General features: G+C 58.7%; 16 protein-coding genes. 14 read left to right on the plus strand and 2 right to left on the minus strand.

Translation table 11 applies throughout. The annotated features are described in order from the left end of the window. The first annotated feature begins 1091 nt into the window (after window positions 1-1091). The 8 genes from ACVMIH_RS36080 to ACVMIH_RS36115 all read left to right on the plus strand — a co-directional run bounded on the left by ACVMIH_RS36080 (window position 1092) and on the right by ACVMIH_RS36115 (window position 6107). Window positions 1092-1412, plus strand: a complete 321-nt coding sequence (locus ACVMIH_RS36080) for a nitrogen fixation protein NifZ (protein WP_456828489.1) — start codon at window positions 1092-1094, stop codon at window positions 1410-1412. After that, on the plus strand, window positions 1409-1648 hold the full coding sequence (locus ACVMIH_RS36085) for a nitrogen fixation protein NifZ (protein WP_456865030.1): 240 nt from the start codon (window positions 1409-1411) through the stop codon (window positions 1646-1648). Before ACVMIH_RS36080 ends, ACVMIH_RS36085 begins: the two co-directional genes overlap by 4 nt. A 15-nt stretch (window positions 1649-1663) precedes the next feature. After that, window positions 1664-2023 carry a DUF3024 domain-containing protein gene (locus ACVMIH_RS36090; protein ID WP_456865032.1) on the plus strand — a complete coding sequence of 120 codons (360 nt, stop codon included), beginning with the start codon at window positions 1664-1666 and terminating at the stop codon, window positions 2021-2023. 32 nt (window positions 2024-2055) lie between these two features. Then, complete coding sequence (locus ACVMIH_RS36095) at window positions 2056-2325, plus strand: hypothetical protein (RefSeq protein ID WP_456865034.1); 270 nt, start codon at window positions 2056-2058, stop codon at window positions 2323-2325. A 44-nt stretch (window positions 2326-2369) separates the two neighbouring features. Next, a complete protein-coding gene (locus tag ACVMIH_RS36100; protein ID WP_456866620.1) occupies window positions 2370-3524 on the plus strand; it encodes a DegT/DnrJ/EryC1/StrS family aminotransferase in 1155 nt (384 codons plus the stop codon). A gap of 342 nt (window positions 3525-3866) precedes the next feature. Continuing rightward, window positions 3867-4088: a hypothetical protein gene (locus tag ACVMIH_RS36105; protein WP_456852953.1), complete on the plus strand. Its 222-nt coding sequence runs from the start codon at window positions 3867-3869 to the stop codon at window positions 4086-4088. Further along, window positions 4085-4558 (plus strand): Rieske (2Fe-2S) protein, encoded by a 474-nt coding sequence (locus ACVMIH_RS36110; protein ID WP_456865036.1) that lies wholly within the window; start codon window positions 4085-4087, stop codon window positions 4556-4558. Before ACVMIH_RS36105 ends, ACVMIH_RS36110 begins: the two co-directional genes overlap by 4 nt. Window positions 4559-5759: 1201 nt before the next feature. Next, a complete protein-coding gene (locus tag ACVMIH_RS36115) occupies window positions 5760-6107 on the plus strand; it encodes a (2Fe-2S) ferredoxin domain-containing protein (protein WP_456865038.1) in 348 nt (115 codons plus the stop codon). Window positions 6108-6672: 565 nt separating this feature from the next. On the opposite strand, the gene ACVMIH_RS36120 is transcribed toward ACVMIH_RS36115, so the two are convergent. Both ACVMIH_RS36120 and ACVMIH_RS36125 read right to left on the minus strand, forming a co-directional pair. Beyond that, window positions 6673-7416, minus strand: coding sequence for an OmpW/AlkL family protein (locus ACVMIH_RS36120; protein WP_456828165.1), 744 nt, complete (start codon window positions 7414-7416; stop codon window positions 6673-6675). A gap of 444 nt (window positions 7417-7860) precedes the next feature. Further along, window positions 7861-8274 carry an ArsC/Spx/MgsR family protein gene (locus ACVMIH_RS36125; protein WP_456865040.1) on the minus strand — a complete coding sequence of 138 codons (414 nt, stop codon included), beginning with the start codon at window positions 8272-8274 and terminating at the stop codon, window positions 7861-7863. Between the two features lie 561 nt (window positions 8275-8835). Between ACVMIH_RS36125 and nifH the strand changes: the two genes are divergently transcribed. The 6 genes from nifH (at window position 8836) to ACVMIH_RS36155 (ending at window position 15036) form a co-directional block, all read left to right on the plus strand. Next, window positions 8836-9720 carry a nitrogenase iron protein gene (gene nifH / locus ACVMIH_RS36130; RefSeq protein ID WP_253626052.1) on the plus strand — a complete coding sequence of 295 codons (885 nt, stop codon included), beginning with the start codon at window positions 8836-8838 and terminating at the stop codon, window positions 9718-9720. Window positions 9721-9869: 149 nt separating this feature from the next. Continuing rightward, on the plus strand, window positions 9870-10580 hold the full coding sequence (locus ACVMIH_RS36135; RefSeq protein ID WP_456828167.1) for a nitrogen fixation protein NifQ: 711 nt from the start codon (window positions 9870-9872) through the stop codon (window positions 10578-10580). Between the two features lie 320 nt (window positions 10581-10900). After that, complete coding sequence (gene nifV, locus ACVMIH_RS36140; protein ID WP_456865042.1) at window positions 10901-12133, plus strand: homocitrate synthase; 1233 nt, start codon at window positions 10901-10903, stop codon at window positions 12131-12133. A gap of 479 nt (window positions 12134-12612) precedes the next feature. Further along, window positions 12613-12954, plus strand: a complete 342-nt coding sequence (gene nifW, locus ACVMIH_RS36145) for a nitrogenase stabilizing/protective protein NifW (RefSeq protein WP_163154794.1) — start codon at window positions 12613-12615, stop codon at window positions 12952-12954. A gap of 293 nt (window positions 12955-13247) precedes the next feature. Next, complete coding sequence (locus tag ACVMIH_RS36150; protein ID WP_456865043.1) at window positions 13248-13379, plus strand: hypothetical protein; 132 nt, start codon at window positions 13248-13250, stop codon at window positions 13377-13379. A gap of 547 nt (window positions 13380-13926) precedes the next feature. Then, entirely contained in the window at window positions 13927-15036 is a 1110-nt protein-coding gene (locus tag ACVMIH_RS36155) for an electron transfer flavoprotein subunit alpha/FixB family protein (protein WP_456865045.1), read from the plus strand. Window position 15037 lies beyond the last annotated feature (1 nt).

The raw sequence follows: 15037 nt of genomic DNA on the forward strand, positions 1-15037 counted from the left end.
TTGATGTGACTGACGAGGTCACGCTGATCGGCGCATGCCCGGCGGGATCAGCCTTACCGAGCCGCAACATCGCGGAATGTGCCGGGCGAGCGAAGCCGCCGATGACCTTCGAGGCAGCAGCCAAGTCGCCATCTGCCGGTCAGGGAGCGCTGATCGCGCCCACTTTGTTCGGCGAAGTCCCGGGCCAAGACTGGTGGATGGTTAACGCGACTGATGCTGCACTTGACCACGCCGATATCATCATGCCGCGGTTGCATCCCACCGTGTTGAGGGACCTCACCGGCCTCCCGATATGGGCCGGCAATTTGGAAGCAGGGGCGAGGCCGCGACCAAGCTGCTCGAACTCGAACCGGCTGACACGATCGGTACCGAATCGTTCGCGGACGTCCTGGAGCGGAGGAGCCAATCCGAAGATCGGTCACATTGGCAACGCCGCCCCGGGGCATCACTCTAGTTACGGTGCCTGCGCTCGTCCGTCGCGCAAGAAGGGCTGCGACTGCCGGCGTTCGGCTATTTGTGCAAATGATCGTGCCGGCAACGTCTCCAGCACGTCTCCCAGCGGAATCCCGCGCTCAGCAACGGCGGCACGTGGCGCGCAGACGTCGAGGTCCAAGCGATCGTGTCTGCGCAGGCTAATGCCGTTGTCTTATCGTCGATGCTTGATGGCCATAGAAGCCTCGTCGCCCAAGCCGGAACATCGTTTCATACGGGGAAATGATGCCGATGCTGACCGACAAGGAGCTGGCGACGCCGTCGCGCGCCACTTCGCCCCGCAGCTCCGCAATCAATCGGTCTGCGCTGGGGACGTCCACATCGTGCCGCGTCGCCCTGCCGTTGCGGGGCTACTTGGTGTAGCTACGGGCCGATACGCTAGAGCGCGGCTGGATATCGCAGCACGGCTGTCACTCGGGGCACGAACTGTCCTACAGCGACATCCTGGTCAGCACGTCGACACGAAAAGGCGAACCGCATGCGGTGGGCGAATCGGCTGAGTGCGGCGAGGGATGAGCACAATCGCGGAGGATGTCTCCTGGTCGGGCCGGGCGGCACCCCTGCATGTCTGCCGGCGAGCGATGCATGAGGAGCGCTACATGAGCGGTATTGTTCGCGACAGCGACGTCGTCGAGCTCGACGAGCCGCCTGTCTTCAGTTTTAGCCAAAAGGTACGAGCCAATCGCAGCATCCGGAATGATGGCACCTTTCGCGGCAAGGAGATTGGCGACATCTTGGTCAAGAAGGGTGAGATCGGGTACGTCATCTCGATCGGCACGTTCCTGCAGCAGTTCTACATCTACGGTGTCGAGTTTCTGGAAAGCGGCTACCGCGTTGGCATGAAGCGCAAGGAACTCGAGCCGGTGGATGCCTGCGAGGGGATCGATGATCTGCCATTGCCGGAGGAGGCCGTGTCGTGAGTGAACGCGGTTTTCTGAAATATCGGCGGGGCCAGCAGGTTAAAACCGTAGTCGATATCATCAACGACGGCTCTTTTCCCAATGCGGAGCCTGACGGCGTCTTGCTCGGCGCCGGAGTGACTGGAGAGATCATCAGGGTTGCCATCCATACCGAAGCGAACGTTCCGATCTATACTGTCGATTTTGGAGAACGGCGGCTCATCGGCTGTCTTGAAGAAGAAATCACAGGTCTTTGAAGGGAGGCTTCCGCGATGAATGCCGGGCTGATGAGAAAGGTCAAGACCGGGCTGGTGGCGCACCCCAACGAGCTTGATCGCAAGCGGATCGAGCGCAGCTTGAGCTCCCGCACGCGCTATCTCTACGTCTCGCCGAAGGTGACGCCGGTGAAGGGCGGCTACCTCGTCGAGAGCCCCTGTTGCTCGCGCAATATTGACAAGGACGGCGCGCTAATCGACGTCGCGCTGATTCTTTATGATGGCGTGAGCGGAATTTGGAAGGTGTTTTGCAAGAACCACGCCCAAGGAATCTGGGAATTTTACAGCCTATATCACCGCCTGACTTCAGCGATCGACGAATTGAACGCGGATCCGGAGCGTCTGTTCTGGCAATGAGGGGCGGCTTTTGAGGGGGCAGAGGAGCCACGATGACGCTCACTGCGGAGGAATTGATTGAAATCGAGCAGCTGCTTGCGGCCGACAGGGCCGAGGAGGGGCCGTTTGTCGAGCTGCGGCGCCGCTTCCCGCAGCTTGCTTGTGTGCGCTGTGATGCGTCGGATATGCCGGATCAGCCGTTCCGGCAGTTTGTGCGTTTCGATCTCCATCTGATCGATGGATCGGATCACTGCGTGCAGATTACGGCCGATCCGGCACGGGCGACTGGCATCATATTAGCCAAAAGGAACGCTGCGCAGTGAGCGGCACTGAGCTCGCAGAGCATCCGTGCGATGGCGCGCACGATGTGGAGAATAATGCATCCTTCATCCCACTGTCGGACCCGGATATTACCGTCGCTGAGCTCTCTGCAGTGGAAACCCTGCTGTGTTCGTCGCAGATCTCCAGTGGGCGGATCACTGAGGCGTTCGAGCAGGCTTTCGCGGTCTATCTGGGCCGCAAACATGCCGTTGCGGTTTCGAGTGGTACTATTGGGCTCCTGCTTGCACTCAAGGCGCTCGGGATCGGAGCAGGACATGAGGTCATCGCCTCGCCCTACGCCTTTCGCGAAACAGCGCATGCCATCAGTCTCGCAGGCGCACGGGTGGTATTTGCCGACGTCGACTATTGGTCGGGAACATTGGTTCCAGCGAAGGTCGAAGAGAGCATTACGGCCTGCACGCGGGCGATTGTTGCCGGCAATCCCAACGGTCATCCTGCGCCATGGGCAGAACTGCGGACGGTCGCACAGCGCCACCGGCTGCTGCTCTTGGAGGATTCCACCGAGGCGATCGGGTCGAGCTACAAGGGGGAGCTCGTCGGCCGATTTGGCGACCTGGCCGTGTTCGACTTTGCCCAGCCGGTAGCCCTAAGCTGCGGTGAAGGCGCAATGGTGGTGACGGATGACATTGATATTGCGCTTGGGTTGCGCCGCCATCGCGCCCACCGCCTGGACGAGCGATTCTCAGTCGTCGTCGCGAGCACAGCACCTTACCAGGCTGGCATCAGCGACCTCACGGCTGCCTTGGGGCTGGCGCAGCTGAAGCGTCTCGATGAAATCCTGGAGCGGCGTCGGCTCATCGAGCAGCTCTATAACGCGCATATCCAGTCATTTGAAGGCATCAAGCCGCCTTATGTCGGTCCCGATGTGACGGATGTGAACTGGATGCTCTATCTCGTTCAATTGGGGACACGCTTCACGCGATCCGGTCGGGACGCCATCATCGATGATCTGCGCGCCGCCCAGATTCAGTCCGCTGCCTACAGCCAGCCGTTGCATTTGCAACGCCACTATTTTGACCTCGGCTATCGCCGTGGCGATTTCCTGGTTACCGAAAAGGTCGCTGATCGCGCTTTAGCGCTGCCGTTTCACACCCATCTCACGAACAAGCAGATCGCGTTTATCGTGGAGACCATGAAAGATGCCTCGATCAACGTGGGCGCAGGTGCGGCGATTTACTGAGATGATCGTTGTGCACCACATGAAAGGAGGATTGATTGAGCACAATCGTAGCTCTGGGCGTGCGCGAGATGAGAAATCAATCGAGCGCATGTCATGCGATGCCCCGCGGGCGGATAGATATCCGCATAAATGCGGAACATGTCGCATGCCGCCGCATCATGTACTGTTCGGGAAGCTGCGGGAGAAATGCTCCAGCCTCGCGCTCGCAGAAAGCCTGCTCGATCGTCGCAAAGTGTCGTGCCCACGCCGTGGCTTAAGGCCTACGCGCCAAGATGCTCGAATCCGAGCACGCCACCATCGGTTTCGGCTGGGGTGTCTCGAGTTAGTCAAACAGAGCTTACCATGAACGTACAGGAAGTCATCATTCACGTCCGCTTCGCTCCGAATGGAAGGGTGGTCCAGATCAGCGAACGCCCGGCAAAGCTCACGCCGAACCAATGGTTTGAAGTTCTCAACGCCCGCGCTAGCTCGGCATATCGACCGCTCGCTCGTGGTCGTGGCATCTTCCGATTGAGCCGTACTACGGTCGAAGCCTTCAAGCAGGAAACTGCGAGGCCGGGATGAGCCAAGCGATGATCCGGAACCCAATGGGCGATCAGATCGAGGTTTTTACCGTCTGTCCGGCCGATGCCATCGAGCGGAGTGGCGCCAGGGGCTTTAGCCTGTCGCGTATCGATGATAGCGGCGAGAGCCGGTTGTTTTCCATTATCGTGGTGCGCACCTTCGGCAACGACTATTTTGGCTATGTCAACCGTTGTCCGCATGACGGCGTCTGGCTGAACATCGGATCCGGCGAGTTTTTCTCGGCAGACCATTCCTTTCTCAGATGCGGCCGGCATGGTGCAAGGTTCGAGATCGAGACCGGAGTGTGCATCGATGGTCCCTGCAATGGACAAGCGCTTGAGCCAGTAGCGCTCGCCGTGATCGAAGGTGACGTTTGCCTATGTGGCGTCAAGCTGCTGGAGGAGGATCGGGCTTCCGAGCGCTTCGAGGACAGCGAAGAAACAATGGATATCACGATCCATCCGGATTAACGGCGTATCATTTGGCTGTTGTTCAAGGTGGCTGAGGGATTTTATCGGAGGACGAAATCGTCGCTCCTGAGCGTTGGTGCAGATGGGTATTATGCTCTCTTAGCTTGTCAGAGCGAACGGCAGTCCAACGCATTGCTGCCGGGCGCCAGCGAGCTCCGCCGTACCAACAAAAGGTTGCTCTTACGTCAACTCGCCAAATGGATCTCGCAGGCGGGACGTGCTTCTTGCTGCCGGCCGATAGAACATGTTCAAGAAATGTCCTCGGCGGCTGGAAGTCCGCCGAGGACACCGTCTGGGCTGCGAGAATGGGGAGACCCAGACTGACAGGATCGTTTGGGAGGAACAATGACGATCCTGTGTCAGAAGCTTTTGGCCGTCAGCGACGGCCGGCTTATTTTCTGCGCTGCAATTGCAATGCCAAACGCCTCAATGCGACCTCTCAGCGAGTGGCGCCGCGATCTTCGGGGGCCGCCGGTTTACGGACGCATGCATGAATGAACACGTGTTCGCTGTTCGGATTGAGGCGGCAAGTCCGCCTTGACCGTATCTTGCACGGTTGTGGGCGCGATCTAGGTCCGCTGTATTGCGGGTTTCGTGACGGCCGATCAAGTCCAGGCAGCTTAACCTATAGCCTTGAACGCGGGTCTGCGTTCACTCTGACTGTCGGGACGTTTGCGTCAGGCGCTATCTTGTTGAGGTAAACAATAGATCGGAAACAGCAGAGCGCACATCATGCGTGCGAACGGCTGAAGCAGAATGGGGAGCGTCAAATGCGAAGCCAACGATTGTCCTGTCCAAAACAGAAGAGAAACGACATGTTGGAATTCCAGCATCAACGATGAAGAGCGCCTTGGCAGAACAAAAGATAGTCGTAAAAACGCAAGGATTCTGCATTTGGTGTGGAACTTGCTTCGGAGCAATCGGATGGTTGAGCAATGTCGGAGCGAAGAGAGTGCGATGGTAGGAGAAGACGTTGAAACGAATCAGGAAGGTTGTGCCAGACGTGAATCATGTGTGGCTGATCTTCAGCGTTTACAATTAGTGTTGCGTTCGCTCATTTCGCCTGCGTTCGCAGGCGCGCGTCGAAATCAGTAGCATCAATCGATCGATGCGGCGTTCGACAGCAACAGACCCTGTGAGGGCGATGCGGGCCCGGGCCATGTCTCTTTCGGATCGCTCGCACTGATCACAGGATAAGCGCATGGACTCAGAAACCGAATTCGAGCTCCCCCAAATTTATAGGCATCATGTCTTTGCCTGCAACACGCAGCGTCCGCTCACTCATCCGCACGGCAGTTGCGGCGCCTCTGGCGCGCAAGCACTGTGGGATCGCATGGGCAAGGCGATCGAAGCGCAAGGCCTTAACGATATCGGTTTCACGATGGCTGGCTGCCTCGGCTATTGTAACTCCGGTCCCTTGATGGTCGTCTATCCTGACGGAATCTGGTACCGCGCGACTACGCCGGAGGACGTCGATGAAATCCTGGAATCCCATCTCAAGCAGGGTAAACGTGTCGACCGCCTGGTGATGGTGCTAAAGCGCAGCTAAACGCCTTGCTTCGCGCCGCTTGGCCGGGCAATCAAGTATGGACAGCTCCTCCGTCGATGAGCTGTCCCCTCGGCACGTCGGTCGGCTCACGATGACCGGGCGGCCCTCAGGCGTCAGGACGTGCGAACAGCGCGTCATGGAGCTTGTCGTTATGGCGCTCTTTGAGATGTTCGGTGAGACGGGCCCAGATTAGAGCGCTGCTCGTGCCCGGGCCCTGAACCTTGAGCGTCAACTCCCTCGTCAGACTATCATTGTCACGGCGCAGCGCGGCGCCTTGAATTTTCAGACCCGATCGGCAACTGGCGCGGTCGCAACGCCTGACAAAGCAAGAACGTGTTTCTTTGATGGCTGTTGGATCAATCTGTTCGCGTCACTCTATATTGTCTGGTGCGCTGCACGGGGCAAGCGCAAGGAGCGGATGGCGCTTACTTTCTTCGCGAGACGACGCGTCTTTGACACGCCATCTCGCTCGCGGATGAACTGCGGTGCGGTTGAAGGACGCGCTCGATGGCTCGCCGCGTCCGGATTGACAACCTTGTCTTCTTCTCTGGACCCTATTCTGACGTCAGAACTTGTAAGCGATGCCGCCGCTGATGAGCCATGGGTCGATATTGGCGCGCCCGGAGACGGGAATCGCATTGTTTACGGTCGCAGAATAGTCTGGCCGCAGCCACAGCTTTTTCACGTCGAAGTTGAGGCCCCAATGACGGTCAAGCATGTAATCGAAGCCAAATTGGACCGCCGCGCCGAACTTGTTGCTGATGTGCAGATCCGTCACGGTAAGGCCGGCGAGCGACGTATTGGCCGCCGACTGATTGAAGAATGCGGTGTAGTTGATGCCTGCGCCGATATAAGGCTTCAGTGGGCCGAAATCGTTGAAGTGATATTGCAGGGTCAGCGTCGGGGGCAATAGCCAAGCTTTGCCGATATCGAGTCCATTAAGCGTGCCAGTGCCGTTGATGTGATGGCGGGTCACGCCGAGAATAAGTTCAGCCGCGATGTTTTTCGTGAAGAAATAGGTGATGTCGAGCTCCGGTATGGCTTGATCGCTGATCGATAGCCCGGAGTTGGGAGAAGACAGCGAGGGCACTCCTGCGACGTGGACTGAACTGCCTGCGGTATCCGGCAAAACGCCGAGCACCCGCAGGCGGATCATCCATGGATTGAACGGTTCGATCGGGGGCGCTTTGTAATAAACCGGCGCCGGACCGAGATCTGCAGCCTGTGCCGAGATGCTGGCCAACGAGATCGCGAGCGTGAGGAGCGACGTCGTCGTCAGAATTGTTCTTGTTCTCATCGAATTCTCCATTCCAAAAGTCGCGCGATAAGGCGCGCGGGATCTCTGTCACACATGACGAGCGGCGGAGGATTTGATGCGGATCAAAAAGGTGCCTGGCTCACAGCAATTATGCGGCTGAGTTGCATAAGAAGCACGGCTATCGAAGCGTCGTTGTCTTTGCTTTATAGCTGTTCGATTCATAGCCTGTGCTGAGTCTCAATCTCTTCAGGAAATTGTTTGTTGGCTTGATGCCTTATCCAGTCTCGTTGTGCCATCGCGATTAAAGTGGCAACGCAGCAACCCCGCACATTGCAGGGCCGGTAGAGGCAGCATTCACCCGAGGGGCAATATCGGCAGATCCGTGTTACGGAGCAGCCAGGTTGGCCCTCTCAGCGAGGGTCCGAGTCGGCGGTCACGAACCAAGCCGGAAGCAGAAAAATGTGGTTCTTCGCATCAAAGCCTTCTGTCCTAGCCTCACGTTTGCGGACAGCGCGTCTCGTTTGCGTCATGCACACATCCATCGAGATCATCTGGGGTCTTGCGGCCAAGCAGCGACAGCACGAGCTCATGATCGAATCCGGCGCATCGTGATCCGTCGACGTCGATCAGAGGTCTGCGTATCAGGAGCGGATCGTCTAACATCAACGCTAGTGCGCGCTGGGCGTCAATCATGGCGGGATTGACTTCGCCTGATTTGATACGGGGGGCCGCTTGGTTGAACCAGGAGGCGACCGGGGTATTGCCGAAGAAGCGGCGCAGTTCTTCCGAAGCCCACGGCTCCATCAAAATATCTTTGGCTATGATGTCGTGACCGGCAGCGTTGAACGCTTGAATCTGACGCGCGTTGGTCGCGCAGCCGGGCTTTTGATAAAAGATGATTGTCGCCATGTCATACCTATGTTGGCAGGGCTGAGCTGAGCGATGGCCATGTCGCTGCTGCGTTCGACGCCCATTCGATGGTCTTGCCAATTATCTTCAATGTCAGTCGGCTAAGCGCCGCTGGTATCCGCTGTCCGGTCAGTCTGGATCACAACCGACATTGTCGCACCGCTCAAGTCCCAGAGAGCCGGTTCACGAGAGGAGTAGCAAGTCCCATTCCGTGGCTGAGGATATGGGACAGCCCATGCAAATGGGCTTCGCGTCAGCGGTTGCCGCTCTTGTTCGTTTTCTGACAGCCGCGCTGACCGATAGATTCCAAAACAGTCAGGCGCACTCGCGGGCAGGTGGCTTTTTAAATGTAATCAAAGACTTGGGCAGCGCTTACGAGCGTTGGCACGGCGGTTGCTAATATCGGGCAGCAACACTGAGTGAGGGCTGAGTGCACGCCGACGCGTAAGACGAGCGATGTGCTCCTTCCCTTGAACCCGTGTGCCCCGTTTCTGAGAGAGAGAAACAAGCTCGCGCGTCAGAGGCGCGCAACTTTTGGCAAATCGGTTGATGGAGAGCAACATGTCTTCACTAAGGCAAATCGCGTTCTACGGAAAAGGTGGCATCGGCAAGTCGACGACTTCCCAGAACACGTTGGCGGCGCTGGCCGAGATGGGTCAGAAAATCCTGATTGTCGGGTGCGATCCTAAAGCGGACTCGACCCGCTTGATCTTGCACGCCAAGGCGCAGGACACGATTCTGAGCTTGGCGGCGAGCGCCGGCAGCGTGGAGGATCTTGAACTCGAGGACGTGATGAAGGTCGGCTACAAGGACATCCGTTGCGTAGAGTCCGGTGGTCCTGAGCCGGGCGTCGGCTGCGCCGGTCGTGGCGTCATCACTTCGATCAACTTCCTCGAGGAGAACGGCGCCTATGAGAACATTGACTACGTATCCTATGATGTGCTCGGCGACGTCGTTTGCGGTGGCTTTGCGATGCCAATCCGTGAAAACAAGGCGCAGGAGATCTATATCGTGATGTCCGGTGAAATGATGGCCATGTATGCCGCCAACAACATTTCGAAGGGTATCCTGAAATACGCCAACTCGGGCGGTGTGCGGCTGGGCGGCCTGATCTGCAATGAACGACAGACGGACAAGGAATTGGAACTGGCGGAGGCGCTGGCCAAAAAGCTAGGCACTCAGCTGATCTACTTCGTGCCGCGCGACAACGTGGTGCAGCATGCCGAACTCCGCCGCATGACGGTGCTTGAGTATGCGCCCGATTCGAAGCAGGCCGATCACTATCGCAATCTCGCTACCAAGGTTCACAACAATGGCGGCAAGGGCATCATTCCGACTCCAATCTCCATGGACGAGCTCGAGGACATGCTGATGGAGCATGGCATTATGAAGCCGGTCGACGAATCCATCATCGGCAAAACTGCCGCCGAGCTCGCGGCCGAGTAAAGGTCGTGAGTCGCGGCCTTGCGAAGGCGCGCGACGGATGCCGGCCTCCCTCACCCCCCATCCGGGGAGGCCGGCATTCTGATCAGCGCCCCCGGCCGGGACCAGGATGCGGCGGCGCAAACCTGGCCGCTATAGAGACCCACAAAATCATGTCCGAAGTGCACTTCCTTCCGTTTATGGCTGCTTGTGAGCCTGATGCGAGCAGTTCCAACGGAATTGTAGCCTACCGCCTCCTCACCGGCGTACTTCCTGCGGATGCCGACATTGCCAGTGACGGTCATTTCGACCGCCACGCTTTGGCATCTATTCTGGCGGCTGCCACGATGGATGGTGGCGCTCTTCCGGAGAAGACTGGCCTATCGGGCGATGAACTCGCGGCTTTGCTCGCGCAGTACTTTCCCTCACTTGAGGTCGAACTCCCCGATGAGCTCCTGAGGTACAAATGCAACGAGAACGACGAAATCGCAATGGTGCGCGATCTTCTCCTGAAGCACCGCTCGACGGAAGGAGATCTCGGCCGCTGGCTGGCTGCCATGATCGCCCGACGAGCCATCGAACCAGACCATCTATGGGAAGATCTCGGATTGCGCAATCGTGGCGAGCTCTCTCGGCTGCTCAGCCGTCACTATGCGCCGCTCGCCGCGCGCAATGTCAACAATATGCGTTGGAAGCGTTTCTTCTATCGCATGCTTTGCGAGGATGAAGGCCTCGCGATGTGCACAACACCAGTGTGCACGCAATGTAACGACTTCAACCTTTGTTTCGGCGAAGAAAGCGGTGAGAGCCGGATGGCCGAGCGCCGGCGCGACCAGTTGCTGGAGGCGGCTCGCCAGCAGGTCACCGCTGATTGGCCCATCTGACTTGCCACAAACGTTCTCGTGCGTTGCAGCGCGACAACGCTTCCAGGATCTAGCGATCCCCGCGGCATGTCATCGTGCGGATAAACGCCGCTTTAATGCGAGCAAGTGACCATGGATCCAAGACATGCCGGCCAGAATTGCTCCGGGATCAATCGCCAACATCGCGTCGCGCTGCAATCGGGTTGGCTTTCGAACTCGACTTGGGAATGGCAAAAGCGCCCTTTTCATGAGCCAGTCGCGTTTGCGGCAATCCATTGGCGGGAGGAGGTTAAGGAAGGAAGCGTAGATTTTCAATCCGTTGGCAGGGATAGCGCAGTGGCATGCGGGTTGCTGAAAGGGATGTGGTCAAAGATAAGGAGCCAGCCTGCGTGATCGCCTCTAGCGACGAACCCTCATGGTTCGATCAAGAACGCGCGAAGCCGACCGTGCTTAACGATACGACGCTAAGGGACGGGGAGCAGGCGCCCGGTGTTGCGTTCACCACGAAGGAAAAGCTAGCGATCGCGCAGGCGCTTGCGCGGGCCGGGGTCACGGAGATCGAGGCGGGAACGCCCGTGATGGGCAATGAGGAAATCACAGCAATCCGCGCCATTGTCGAAGCAGATCTTCCGCTGACGACGATAGGCTGGTGCCGGATGAGGAAAGCGGACGTCGATGCGGCGATTGAAGCCCGGGTGTCCATGATCAACATGTCGATCCCGACTTCCGATGTGCAGATCGCAGCCAAGCTCGGCGGTCATCGCAGCCTGGCACTGGAACAGGTGAGACAATTGGTCGGTTATGCTCGTCAGAAGGGGCTTCAAGTTTCTGTTGGCGGCGAGGACGCTTCGCGCGCCAATGTCGAGTTTCTGATCCGGCTGGTTGCAGTCGCAAAAGCCGCGGGCGCGCGTCGCTTTCGTGTTGCAGATACGCTCAGTGTGCTCGACCCCGACGCAACCTACGCGCTGGTCAGGAAACTGCGTGTGACCACCGATTTAGAACTCGAGTTTCACGGCCACGACGATCTCGGACTCGCGACCGCCAATACACTCTCAGCCATCAAAGCTGGCGCGAGCCACGCTTCGGTGACCGTCATCGGGCTAGGCGAGCGGGCCGGAAATGCGCCGCTCGAGGAAGTCGCGGTCGCACTCAAGCAGCTCTACGGGCGCGAGACCGGCATCATACTTCCGGAGCTCGAGAACGTCGCCGCACTGGTCGCAGCCGCAGCCGCGCGTGCCATTCCTCTGAATAAGGCCATCGTTGGAGCGCACGTATTTACGCACGAATCCGGCATTCATGTCGATGGCCTTTTGAAGGATCAGCGCACCTATCAGTCGCTCGATCCGGCTTTGCTTGGCCGCCGCAACCGCTTTGTGATCGGCAAGCATTCCGGACTTGCGGCGATTACGGCGTTGCTCGATGAACTCAAGCTGGCCGCCAGCGCCGATCAAGCCAGACAGATCCTGTCGCAGGTTCGCAAGCATGCGATCGAACACAAGCTGCCGGTCGAGCGCAAAACGGTGGCGGCGATCTGGCGCGACGTGTGCGGATGCCCAGCCACCCAAAGCGGGTGAAGAGCCGTGCTTAGCATCGTTTGCGCCGACTATTCGAGAGACCAAGTGCATCGCAAGGAGGCCATCCGATGCCACTGATTGGCGCGAAAATGCCTCACTTCCGCATGCCAGCTCGCCGCTCGCAAATCTGCGCTCCAGCTATTACGGGCTATTCCGGCATTCATGCTGTGATCTGCAATCCGGCAGCGAGCCGTCCGCGGACTGCCAAGCGACGTCTTCTCTTGAGGCTGCCGTCCCGCCCGACCACCGGTCGGACGAGCATCAGCACCGATTGCGGTTTGGCCGTTCATGCCCCTTCCTCCTCCGGGCTGCCGCCCGCCGAACCTGCAGATCTGGATAGCGAAGTTGAGCGCGTCGGCGTTCCAGGGGCGGGCGTTGGCGATGCGCACCCGCTGTGCGAGGTAGAACCGCGGCAATATCATCAGGCGCTAAGAGTATCTTATTTGGCGTCCGAGAGCTGATCCAAAGGAGACCTTTCGATGATCAACTCATCCCCGGCAGCCCCTATTCTGGACCGGCTTAGCAACGCCTCGTCGGCAGAGGAGTTCTTTTCGCTGCTTGGCGTCGATTATGATCCAAAGATTGTAAATGTCGCGCGCCTTCACATCCTAAAGCGCATGGGACAATATTTCGCCAAAGAGCAATTTTCTGGCGCCACAGAGCCGGAAATCAGAGCTCGGTGCAAAGCGATGCTGGAGCAGGCTTATGCTGATTTCGTGGCATCGCGGCCGATTGATCAGCGAGTATTCAAGGTTTTGAAGGATGCGGTTGCAGGGCCAGGCAAACCGACAGCCTTTGTTCCGTTGAGCGAGCTGAAGTGACTTCGCGCTCCACCGCATTGAGGTGTTCTCTAACAATTGCCGTGCGGTCTGACAGCTCCTTCATCCAGATCATCTATCTGCCAGCCATGACCCGCGCGACGCTGTCGCATTCCCGACCCATGTCCGGACCGGTCGTGTCCAAGGCCCTGAGCGAGCATTTAAGTGTCTGTCAAATCATTGCTTCCGCCTGACTTTCGATGGTTCTTGCAAGTGGTACGACACTTGCTGTTGTCGTGCCTATCCCGTCATCGATGCTGACAGATGGCGGTCGTCCGAGATGAAAAGGAACACCTATGACACTGCTTCTACCGCCTACCGAGCGATGCGGCATGATCTCGCGGCTCACGCTCGCGCCCGGTCCGTTCGATATGGCCTTTGATGCGGACGAAGCCGACACCGACCGTGAGATGGTGGTCAGTGGCTAAGTCGTCCGTTGCGCAACATCTGGAGAGGGCATGTACATAGTCGTCAGCGTCGAGCGAGTCCGCGGATGCGCGCAAAGTGGCATTCGTCGCAACGCGGATAGCAACATGCGTCCGGCGGAGGCGCCAAGCGCGGCCGATGCAAGGTGCCGGGGCTGGAGGCTGACCACGCAGTGCATGAAAGGTGTGCAGCTCCGATCGCCTTGGTGGTCGCACCCGGTGCAGAGCGCTGGGCCGAAAGCGAGGCGCCGATACTGCAGAGCAGGCGGACGCAACAACTCTTCCGGGCACAGATGCCGTAGCGGCGTCGCCGGCACCGTGGCGCTTGTCGAACCGAGCGCGCGAGGCACTACCGTCGAGGACATCTCTGGCTCTGGCCCGCCCGGAGCGTCTACGTCGATGACGAGTTTTACTACCTGGTCGGTTTGCACTAAGCGGGCCGGGCAGCCGAGCAGCCGGCCACTTGCCGATCAGAACTGATCCTCAGTCAACTGAATCTAGATACAAACCTGTGGCGCGGGCGCGCGTATTCTTGAGGGGACTTTAAAGCATGAGCAATGTCACCAAATCGGCTGTGCCTGCGGCGGCCGGCCGGGCAGCAGCCAAGAAGGAACTGCCGGAGCACTTTAAGGCCTACAAGCATGTCTGGGTTTTCGTCGAGCTGGAGCGCGGCCAGGTGCATCCGGTTTCCTGGGAGCTCATGGGAGCGGGGCGCAGGCTTGCCGACAAGCTGAAGGTGAATCTCGCCGCGGTCGTTGTCGGCCCGGAGGGACAGTCCACCCGTAACGCCGCACTTGAATCCTTTTGCTATGGGGCCAATCTGACCTATCTCGTGAGCGACAACGTTTTGGCGGATTACCGCAATGAATCCTATACCAAGGCGCTCACCGAACTCGTCAATACCTACAAGCCCGAGATCCTGCTGTTGGGCGCGACCACGCTGGGGCGCGATCTCGCGGGTTCCGTGGCGACGACTTTGTCAACGGGACTCACTGCCGACTGCACCGCGCTCGATGTCGACGCCGATGGTTCTCTTGCGGCGACGCGTCCGACCTTTGGCGGCTCGTTGCTCTGCACGATCTATACCTTGAATTATCGTCCGCAGATGGCAACAGTGCGCCCGCGGGTCATGCCGATGCCTGAGCGCGTCGAACGTGATGCGGCCCGTATCATCGTCCATCCGCTCGGCCTTGTCGAAGACGATATTGTCACGAAAGTTCTGTCGTTCCTCCCAGATCGTGATTCCGAGACATCAAATCTGGCCTATGCCGACGTCGTGGTTGCGGGTGGCTTGGGATTGGGATCGCCTGAGAACTTCCGGCTGGTGCGCGAGCTCGCAACTCTTCTTGGCGCTGAATATGGCTGCTCGCGTCCTCTGGTGCAGAAGGGGTGGGTTACATCTGATCGGCAGATCGGTCAGACCGGCAAGACGATCCGGCCAAAGCTCTATATTGCGGCCGGTATTTCCGGCGCGATCCAGCACCGGGTGGGTGTCGAGGGGGCGGATCTGATCGTCGCCATCAATACTGACAAACGTGCTCCGATCTTCGACTTCGCCCATGTTGCGATCGTCAGTGATGCCATGCAATTGCTGCCGGCGCTGACGGCGGCATTTCGCGCTCGGCTCTTGCCGAATTCGCGCGCCCGGATCGCGGTCTAGA

The organism is Bradyrhizobium sp. USDA 4503 (assembly GCF_054055815.1).